This is a genomic window from Aureimonas sp. N4 (genome assembly GCF_001463925.1).
GTDB classification, from domain to species: Bacteria; Pseudomonadota; Alphaproteobacteria; order Rhizobiales; family Rhizobiaceae; genus Aureimonas; species Aureimonas ureilytica_A.
In genome coordinates, this window is sequence record NZ_BBWS01000048.1 from 176764 (window position 1) to 184600 (window position 7837).

The following is a 7837-nucleotide window of genomic DNA, read 5'->3' on the forward strand; positions in this document are numbered from 1 at the left end:
CCGGCCGTCCACGCCCCGGAGCCCGCCATGCCGCCCCGCGACCTCGTCTCCATCCGCTCCCGCGACCTCGACCATCTCGCCCGCCGATATCGGGAGCTGAACGTCGACTTCGGAAAGTCGATGCAGGGCGCCCTGAACGAAGTCGCCACGTCGTCGACGAAGAGGATGAAGGACCGCTTCGAGAGCGACATCGACGGCGGCCCGACGAAGTGGACGGCCATCAAGCCCGGTTCGACCTCGGGCTCCGTCGTGACGCGGAAGGGCACGTACGATCCGGCCGCTTCGGCGATCTCGTCGAAGATCGAGGTCTCACCCAACCAGTCGCGCTACCTGAAATACCTTCTCGGCGTCGAACGGGAGCGGCGCGCCGGCGACACGGGCGCCGCCGACGAATGGAACTTCATCCCGGTCGCGGACGCCTATCCGTACCTGGACGAGCAAGGGGTGGACCCGGTCTACGGTCAGAACCTCCGCCAGAAGACGATCTCCCGCCTCATGAAGCGGGCGGCGGCGCAGCAGAAGAAGCTCGACGAGTACCGCGCCCGCGGGAAGCCGGTGCAGGATACGGGGCCGCTCCGGTTCGGTCGGATCTTCTTCGGGCGCGTGGGCCGGACGACCGGCTTCTTCGAGCGCCCGGTCGGCCGACCCAAGGATCTGAAGCTGCTGATCCTCGCGCAGAAGGTCTCGCGGTACGACCGCTCGGACGGCTACCTCGTCCCGGCGTGGAACGACTCGGTGCTCGCCGCGGCGAGGACGCTCCCGTTCCGGATGGAGCGCAGGCTGAACGAGGCGCTCGCGGCACGGGGCGGTGGGGCCGGCGGATCCGGCGCGGGCGGGCCTCCGTGACGATGCCGTCCGTGGCGCGTCAGGAAGGCCGCTGGAGGGCGGAACGCGGAACCGGCATCGGACGCGGTTTCGCGAACGTGCGACGTGCGGGCGGCTGCGTCGGCTACGGGAACTCACGGCGTGAGACGAGCGAGGACGGCTGCTGAAGGGAGGAAGGACGCGGCCGTGTCCCTCCACGGGCCCACCGCCGGTCCGGGCCGCCGCCGCGGGGCCGCCGTGCCGCCGCCGCCGGCCGCCAGGCCCCGGGGGGCCCCAGGGGCTGCAGCCGTAGGCGGGAGGTTCGCGCAGGCGCCTATCGTACGTACTTATCGAATTTTCGGAATCGACCCCGCAGGCCGGCAGGTGCCCTGGCCTCGATCCCCCGGGAAATCCGGGGCGGCGGCCGCGTAGGACCTGCGGGAACGACACCCGCCAGGACGATCCGCCCCGATGGCTCCCCGCCGCTTCCGCGACCCCTTCACGAAACGCTCCCCGGCGGCCGCCCTCGAGGACGCCGTCGCCGATGCCGAGCGCTCCGACCGCGTCGTCTCCCTGTCCCGCGCCGCCATCCTCCTCGGCCGCAACCGGGAGACCCTTAGCGTCTGGGCGTCGAAGGGGATGCCGGTCGAATCGAAGGGCGGGACCGGCGAGGCCGTCCTCGTCGACCTGAAGAAGGTGGTCGAGTGGCGGGAGGAGACTGCCCGGGCCGAGGAGCGCCGGAAGTTCGCCCGGCCCGACGCCGATCCCGGTGCCGAGGCAATGTCGCCGGCGGACCAGGCGAAGATGGAGGACATCAAGCTGAAGCGTCAGAAGCTCGCGATGATGGCGAAGATCCTCGTCCACCGCGAGCCGCAGGAGATGGCCGGCCGACAGGCGTTCGGTCTCGGCCGCCAGACCATCATGTCCATCCCGGTGCAGTTCACCCGCAAGATGGCGGGCACGATCCCCCGCGAGAAGATGGAGGAGACGCAACGGGTCGTCTGGAATCTGTGCGCCGCCGCCCTCCAGTCGTGGGCCACGGAGTTCAACGCCGCGATGAAGGCGGCCGCCGACCGCGCCCTGGCGTTCGAGGACATCCCGGAGTGGACGCCGGAGATCGGCGCGACCGTCTCCGCGCTCGCCGACGAGGACCTCGGGCCCGACGAGGACGACGATGGGTCCGACGAGTAGGCTGTTCGATGACCCGTCCGACGATCCCGTCCTCATCGCGCAGGCCCGTGCGCTCGGGCTGCTCGGGGAGATCGCCTACTACCGCGGAATGGCCGGCGCGACCTCGGCCCTGGTGCCGAACCCGCCCATGCCGATCGCGGAATGGGCTCCCCGGTACGCCTTCATCCCGACATCGAAGACGACGAGGGGCGGACCCGCGACCCTGACGCCCGTCCAGAAGGGGCTCGCCCGCCTGCTGCAGCAGTTCGGGACGGAGGCGCTCGTCTTCCTGAAGTGCCCGCGCATCGGCGCCTCGACCTTCGCCGCCCTGCTGATCCTCTACTACGCCTGCTACGAACAGTCGGACTCCCTCCTGTACGAAAGGACCGACGACAAGGCGCAGGAGTTCATGAAGGACAAGCTGATGCCCATCCTGCGGGCATCGACGCACCTGAAGGTGCTCCTGCGGCCGGACGGAAAGACCGGCGAGCAGGACACCTGGGACAATCGCGAGCTGATGACGGGCGCCTCGATCAAGGCGCGGTCGATTACCAACACGAAGAACGTCAAGGGCGTCCGCGGCCGCTTCATTGTCGGCGAGGAGTGCGGCGACGACGCGTGGGAGCCGGGCAAGGAAGGCTCGAAGACCAATCTGGTGATGCGCCCCGGCCAGGAGTTCGGCGACGGACGCGTCTATCTGTCGGGCACGCCGACCGTGAAGGGGCGCTGCCTGGTCTCGGCCGAGTTCGAGACCTCGATCAAGCACGTCTTCCGGATGGACTGCCCGCACTGCGGCCGCCGCCAGGCCTTCGAGGCCGGCACGTCGGCCGAGCCGGAAGTCCATCGGGTGCGCTCGTCCCATACCCGCCTCGGCCGGCCGGGCATGCGCTACGTGAAGTCGGCCGACGGCGAGATCGTGGACGCCTGGTACGAATGCGCGAACGCGGAATGCCCGGTCTCGCGGATCGAGGACGGCCAGAAGAACCGGATGATGGAGGACACGGCGCCTTCGAGCTCCTGGATCCCGCCGGCAAGGGCCAGCGCGGCAAGATCGGCGCCTTCATCTGGTCGGCCTATTCCGAGGATCCGAAGTCCAGCTGGCTGTACCTCTGCGAGGCGCACGACCGGGCGTGGATCGACGGCACCGAGAAGGACCGTCTCGGCTTCGTCACGATGTGGATGGGCATGCCGTACGAGGAGGCGCCCCCTCCGGAGGCCGACACGTCGCACATGGAGGGCAACGTCGTCGTTCTTCCGGACGGCATCGACCTCCCGGCCGACACGATCTTCGTCGTCGCCTCGATCGACAACCAGGAGGGCGGCGAGAACGGCATGCCGAGAGGCGAGATGGCGATCGAGGCGACGCTGAAGGGGGACCGGACGTTCGTCGCGAGGTACCCGATCATTGACAAGCTCGAGTTCGTCGACGACCCGCGCCGTCGCCGCCGAGCGGAAGGCCGCCGATCTGCGCCTTCTGGTCGCCCGCGCCGCTGGCACGGACCGCGACGGACCGACCGCGCCGGTGCTCCGGGACGTCCTGCGCGGCCTGCGGGAGGGAGGCCGATGAGGAACGGTAAGGCCGTAGCGTTCGCTTTCCTGATACCGCTCCTCGGCGGCTGCGCGGCACGTCCCGCGACCGTCGTGCGCACGCCGCTGGCCGAGCGGATCCCGCCGTCGCTGACGACCTGCGCCACCCGTCCGGATCCCGGCGCGGCGGATCGGCAGTCGGACGTCGCGGCGTTCGTCGTCGAGCTGGACGCCGCCGGCGAGGACTGCCGCGGGAAGGTGGACGCGATCAGGAGGATCGTCGCCGAAGACGCCGGGAGGGCTGAATGACTACGCCGACGCCTCCCGTTCCGCCGCCGCCCACGCCGCCCGGGTTCCTCGCCCGCCTGATGACGCGCCTCGACGCGATCGGCGGAGTCGTGACCGTCGCGGGCGGTATCGGCGCCATCGTCGCCGCCGGGATCGGCACGGCCGGCGGCTACGTCCAGACCGCCTACGACAAGATCACGGCGTCCTCTCAGACGCAGAACCAGGTCAGCGCCCTCGACGAGCGCCTGAAGCTGGTCGAGTCCGAGAAGCCGAAGCTGGAGAAGGACCGGACCGACATGGCCCGGATCGCCCGCGACCTCGAGTCGACCACGAAGGACCTCGCGAGGACCGGCGTCGACGTCTCCGCCCTCGAGGAGCTGCAGCGCCGACTCGAGATGAAGGTCGAGCGTCTCGACGGCATCCTCGACGAGCTTCGCGCCGGCAGGAGGAAGGGACGATGAGCCCGTTCGCGAAGTTCACCATCGCCACCGTGGCGGCGATCGTCGGCACGGGCGTCTACGTCGCCTCAGTCGAGCCCGTCATCTATGAGGAACCGCTGGACTACATCGTCGAGCGCACCGTCGTCGGGGAGACCGAGCGGGTCGTCGTCACGGCGCCGGTCCGCAAGCTGCGCGACTGCGACCTCGACCGCGGCGACGGGCCGTTGTGGGTCGAATTCTACGACGGCAAGACCAGCGTCCCGCCGATCAGCGCCTTCTTCAAGCCGGACGGCACGCAGGCCGGTCGCAACGTCCTGCGGAAGGGCGAGGCCATGGTCCTCGACGGCTACTCCGCGACCATCCCGCACCGCATGCACGGCTTCGGCGGGACCTTCGTCGTCATGGTCCCATGCGAGACATGGACCGTGGCTGAGGACGGCGAGCGGGTCTGGGGACGGAAGGTGACGGCGGAATGGGGACCGCTGCCGGTCCCGCCGCCCGGCATGACGGCCGAGAGCACGGGCGGACACCTCGTCTTCACCGCACGGGCCGGCGGCACCGCTTCAACCAAAAAGCCGCATTGATCAAAGAGGGCGGGCGGAGCGGCTCCTTCCGTCCTTCCGGAAATCATTGCTTCCGCATATGCGGAAGACTGCGTGTTCCCACTTCCGCAAATGCGGCAACGGTCCATTTCCGCATTTGCGGAAAATGGCGCTTGATTTCCGCAAATGCGGAAGTATGTTTTCGGGAACGATGGTGATCCCGATGACGAACGCGACGATCCTGGCACAGCTCGGCAAGGCCCTCTACGGCGGGCGCTGGAAGAGCGACCTGGCCAACGACCTGAACCTGTCGGCGCGCACGATGCGCCTCTACACCGCCGGCTCGCTGCCCGTACCCGACGCCGTCGTCGATCGAGCTCGGGGGCTTGCCCGGGCCCGGGCGGAGACGCTTCTCGCGCTAGCCGGCTGCGCCGCTCCGGTCGCCACCGCGTCGACGAAGGCGGCCCCGGTCGCCGTTCCGCTCGATCCCGACGAGTACGTCGCGCTGGCGAAGCGCCTCGGCAACCAGCGTCCGGCCGGTCTGTCGCAACGCACATGGGCGGCTCGGTGCGCGACGGAGCAGCGTGTCCGCAGCATCGACACCGGCGTGCCGATGACGCTGAAAGGTGTCGGGACCCTGCGGCTGCAGTTGTGGGGCGAGGTCGGTCGGCTCGAGAACATCGACCTGAACAGGGAGAGCGGGCGCGACGCGCTGCGGGATCTGACGCTCGCTGGATCGGCCTGACGATCACACCTCGATCATCGCTTGTCCCATGGATACCGATGCTCGCCCTACTCGAGCAGCCGGGCGGTAGCCATGGGATTGACTCTCGACAGGTCCGAGGGCATTTCCTTGGTGCCGGACTCCGATCCGGAAGGATTTGGAGCGCGATCATGCCGCAGCCAACGCTGACCCCCCAGGATTTCCGCCGGATTCAGGAAGAGCTCGGCCTCGACGACGCCTCGATGGCCGAGATGCTCGGCTTCGAAAGCGCGCAGAACATGAAGAGGTTGAAGGCGGACGTCGACAAGCCGCACCACCGCAAGGTCATGCCGTACACTGCCCGGCTTCTGCAGGCGTACCTCGACGGCTATCGCCCGGCCGATTGGCCCTCAGACGCATCCCCGGCGCAACCCGCCGCCCGGTCGGCCGACGACGTCGCGGCGCTAGCCAGACGGCTCGACGAGATCGAGGACTTTCTGAAGGCTACCCGGAATCGTTAACCATCAGTATCCATAGGATTGACATGAGGTAATCCCATGGCTACCTTCACGTTCATGGGCGCTTGGCCCGCCAACGTGAAGGAAGGCGACGATGAAGAAATTCGAGATCAGCGTCCGCGGCGACTACTTCGGCACCTACGAGGGCGCCGACGCCGATGCCGCCGTCGAGGCATACGCCCGCAACGCCGGCTTCAAGAGCTACGCCGAGCTCTGCGACGTCGTCGGCGAGGACTCCACGGACTGGCGCGACGTGATCGAGGTCGTCGAGTTCAAGACGGCCCGGCACATCATGGTCACCGTTCGCCCGGAGGACGAGGACGAGGACGCGCCGATGCCGAACGGCGACGGCATCGTCTCCCAGGGCGACCGCGAGGTGGCCAGCCCCGAGGCCCTGAAGGAAGTGGCGCTGTCGCTGTTCTACAAGGCCGAAGCGGACATCAAGGCCGGCAAGTACGGCGACGGCGCGTTCCGCTTGATGGTCATCGACTACACCGCCGACGAGGCCGGCCGCGACCTTCACGACGAGATCGTCAGGTCCTGATGCCCCCGGGAGGGGCTCCGGCTCCTCCGCCTTCCTCGGAGATCCCGACATGCGCGACATCTTCATCCGCCACGACGGCGCCGAATTCTACACCAAAACGTCCAACTACTCCTCGCCGAACTCCTGGGCGCTCGCCCGCCACGACTGGCGCCCGACCCCGGACGAGCGCTTCTGGCGCACGGCCGACCCGGCATCGGTCCTCCGCGTCGTCCTCCACGACCGCTACGGCCAGCTCCGGGCGACCGCGGAGGCCGTCGCGATCGTCGAGGCCGCCCGCGACGCGCTGCCGGACGATCTCCGGCACGTCGTCCTGCGCGCCACGACGTCGGAAAACGAGATCGCCGCCAAGGCGATGAAGAAGGAAGCCGCGGCTGCCGCCAAGGCCGCGAAGGAACGGGCGCGGGAGGTCGGCATCCTGGCGCACCTCGACGGCGCCGACGCCGGTATGATCGGGGCCGCGTACGAAGCGCTTCGGATCCTTGCCGCGAAGGATCAGGATTTCGCGACGAAGCGGAACGGGCGCGGATTCGGCCACCCCGACGCCAAGGACGGGCACCGGCTCGCGGCTTCGGCGCCCGGCGCCAGCCGCCTCGACGATGCCCGCGCTCTCGAGATCGCTCGCCGGTACCGCGGGCAGCTCCAACCCCACCTCGGCCACACCCTCGGCGTCTGGACCACGGCGCAGGCCGCCGCGGTCGCCGAATCCGGAGATCGCGCATGACCGGCCTCGACCTCTCCCGCGTCCTCGCCATCCTCTTGGCCGCCGAGCCCGCCGTCTGGCGCCGCCGCGTCGTCCAGGGCGACGTCGCCGAACTCGGCGACTGGATCCGCCGCCACGACCGCCAGCCCAAGTTCCGCTGGAACGGCGACAAGCACGAAAACGCCTTGGCCCTCCGCCTCCATTTCTACCGCGTCCGCCTCGCGAACGCCGACGGCATCCCGTCGCCGGCGAATCCGCTGATCGCCGCCCTGGCCGACGTCGCCCGCCGCCCGAAGCCCGTCATGCCGCCGCGCATGGACCCGGTCGAGCGCGCACGGCTGGAAGCCCTGGTCCGCGAGAAGTGGGCGGCCGAGGACGCCGACCAGACCTTTTGGCCTGAGGGCACGGCATGAGACGCGCCCTGACCGCCGTGGACCAGTACGCGGTTAAGCTGCAGGCCCGGATCGCGGACCTCGAGAAAGAGAACGAATGGCTCCGCTCGCAGTCGTCGAGCGGTTTCGCCCGCGGTGCGATCAAGGCGCCGCCGAAGACCGATTGGACCGTGACCCCTGAAGAGGAGGACCTACTGTAAGGCTGACAC

At 69.2% G+C, this 7837-nt stretch carries 13 protein-coding genes; all 13 read left to right on the top strand.

The features are described 5' to 3' along the window. The first annotated feature begins 27 nt into the window (after positions 1-27). The 13 genes from AUL28_RS16710 to AUL28_RS16765 all read left to right on the top strand — a co-directional run bounded on the left by AUL28_RS16710 (position 28) and on the right by AUL28_RS16765 (position 7828). Positions 28-846 carry a hypothetical protein gene (locus tag AUL28_RS16710; RefSeq protein WP_062234670.1) on the top strand — a complete coding sequence of 273 codons (819 nt, stop codon included), beginning with the start codon at positions 28-30 and terminating at the stop codon, positions 844-846. Between the two features lie 429 nt (positions 847-1275). Next, positions 1276-1995, top strand: coding sequence for a hypothetical protein (locus tag AUL28_RS16715; RefSeq protein WP_062234673.1), 720 nt, complete (start codon positions 1276-1278; stop codon positions 1993-1995). Beyond that, positions 1979-3343, top strand: coding sequence for a phage terminase large subunit family protein (locus tag AUL28_RS16720; RefSeq protein WP_062234676.1), 1365 nt, complete (start codon positions 1979-1981; stop codon positions 3341-3343). Before AUL28_RS16715 ends, AUL28_RS16720 begins: the two co-directional genes overlap by 17 nt. A 36-nt stretch (positions 3344-3379) precedes the next feature. Next, complete coding sequence (locus AUL28_RS22755) at positions 3380-3541, top strand: hypothetical protein (protein ID WP_156420038.1); 162 nt, start codon at positions 3380-3382, stop codon at positions 3539-3541. Next, the gene (gene lysC / locus AUL28_RS16725) at positions 3538-3810 is read left to right on the top strand and encodes an Rz1-like lysis system protein LysC (protein WP_062234678.1); all 273 of its coding nucleotides are present in this window, start codon (positions 3538-3540) and stop codon (positions 3808-3810) included. Before AUL28_RS22755 ends, lysC begins: the two co-directional genes overlap by 4 nt. Continuing rightward, positions 3807-4250 carry a hypothetical protein gene (locus tag AUL28_RS16730; RefSeq protein WP_062234681.1) on the top strand — a complete coding sequence of 148 codons (444 nt, stop codon included), beginning with the start codon at positions 3807-3809 and terminating at the stop codon, positions 4248-4250. Before lysC ends, AUL28_RS16730 begins: the two co-directional genes overlap by 4 nt. Then, positions 4247-4813 (top strand): hypothetical protein, encoded by a 567-nt coding sequence (locus AUL28_RS16735; protein ID WP_062234685.1) that lies wholly within the window; start codon positions 4247-4249, stop codon positions 4811-4813. The genes AUL28_RS16730 and AUL28_RS16735 overlap by 4 nt, the downstream gene beginning before the upstream one ends. Before the next feature lie 124 nt (positions 4814-4937). Then, positions 4938-5516, top strand: coding sequence for a hypothetical protein (locus AUL28_RS16740; protein ID WP_156420039.1), 579 nt, complete (start codon positions 4938-4940; stop codon positions 5514-5516). 149 nt (positions 5517-5665) lie between these two features. After that, on the top strand, positions 5666-5995 hold the full coding sequence (locus AUL28_RS16745) for a hypothetical protein (protein WP_156420040.1): 330 nt from the start codon (positions 5666-5668) through the stop codon (positions 5993-5995). A gap of 91 nt (positions 5996-6086) precedes the next feature. After that, a complete protein-coding gene (locus AUL28_RS16750; RefSeq protein ID WP_062234694.1) occupies positions 6087-6536 on the top strand; it encodes a hypothetical protein in 450 nt (149 codons plus the stop codon). Between the two features lie 49 nt (positions 6537-6585). Then, a complete protein-coding gene (locus tag AUL28_RS16755) occupies positions 6586-7257 on the top strand; it encodes a hypothetical protein (RefSeq protein WP_062234696.1) in 672 nt (223 codons plus the stop codon). After that, positions 7254-7649 (top strand): hypothetical protein, encoded by a 396-nt coding sequence (locus AUL28_RS16760; RefSeq protein ID WP_062234699.1) that lies wholly within the window; start codon positions 7254-7256, stop codon positions 7647-7649. The genes AUL28_RS16755 and AUL28_RS16760 overlap by 4 nt, the downstream gene beginning before the upstream one ends. Then, complete coding sequence (locus AUL28_RS16765; RefSeq protein WP_062234702.1) at positions 7646-7828, top strand: hypothetical protein; 183 nt, start codon at positions 7646-7648, stop codon at positions 7826-7828. Before AUL28_RS16760 ends, AUL28_RS16765 begins: the two co-directional genes overlap by 4 nt. The last annotated feature ends 9 nt before the right edge of the window (positions 7829-7837 follow it).

Bases quoted from the DNA above. Each gene is read 5' to 3' on its own strand.
- AUL28_RS16710 (WP_062234670.1), top strand. From the start codon at position 28: ATGCCGCCCCGCGACCTCGTCTCCATCCGCTCCCGCGACCTCGACCAT.
- AUL28_RS16715 (WP_062234673.1), top strand. From the start codon at position 1,276: ATGGCTCCCCGCCGCTTCCGCGACCCCTTCACGAAACGCTCCCCGGCG.
- AUL28_RS16720 (WP_062234676.1), top strand. From the start codon at position 1,979: ATGGGTCCGACGAGTAGGCTGTTCGATGACCCGTCCGACGATCCCGTC.
- lysC (WP_062234678.1), top strand. From the start codon at position 3,538: ATGAGGAACGGTAAGGCCGTAGCGTTCGCTTTCCTGATACCGCTCCTC.
- AUL28_RS16730 (WP_062234681.1), top strand. From the start codon at position 3,807: ATGACTACGCCGACGCCTCCCGTTCCGCCGCCGCCCACGCCGCCCGGG.
- AUL28_RS16735 (WP_062234685.1), top strand. From the start codon at position 4,247: ATGAGCCCGTTCGCGAAGTTCACCATCGCCACCGTGGCGGCGATCGTC.
- AUL28_RS16740 (WP_156420039.1), top strand. From the start codon at position 4,938: ATGGCGCTTGATTTCCGCAAATGCGGAAGTATGTTTTCGGGAACGATG.
- AUL28_RS16745 (WP_156420040.1), top strand. From the start codon at position 5,666: ATGCCGCAGCCAACGCTGACCCCCCAGGATTTCCGCCGGATTCAGGAA.
- AUL28_RS16750 (WP_062234694.1), top strand. From the start codon at position 6,087: ATGAAGAAATTCGAGATCAGCGTCCGCGGCGACTACTTCGGCACCTAC.
- AUL28_RS16755 (WP_062234696.1), top strand. From the start codon at position 6,586: ATGCGCGACATCTTCATCCGCCACGACGGCGCCGAATTCTACACCAAA.
- AUL28_RS16760 (WP_062234699.1), top strand. From the start codon at position 7,254: ATGACCGGCCTCGACCTCTCCCGCGTCCTCGCCATCCTCTTGGCCGCC.
- AUL28_RS16765 (WP_062234702.1), top strand. From the start codon at position 7,646: ATGAGACGCGCCCTGACCGCCGTGGACCAGTACGCGGTTAAGCTGCAG.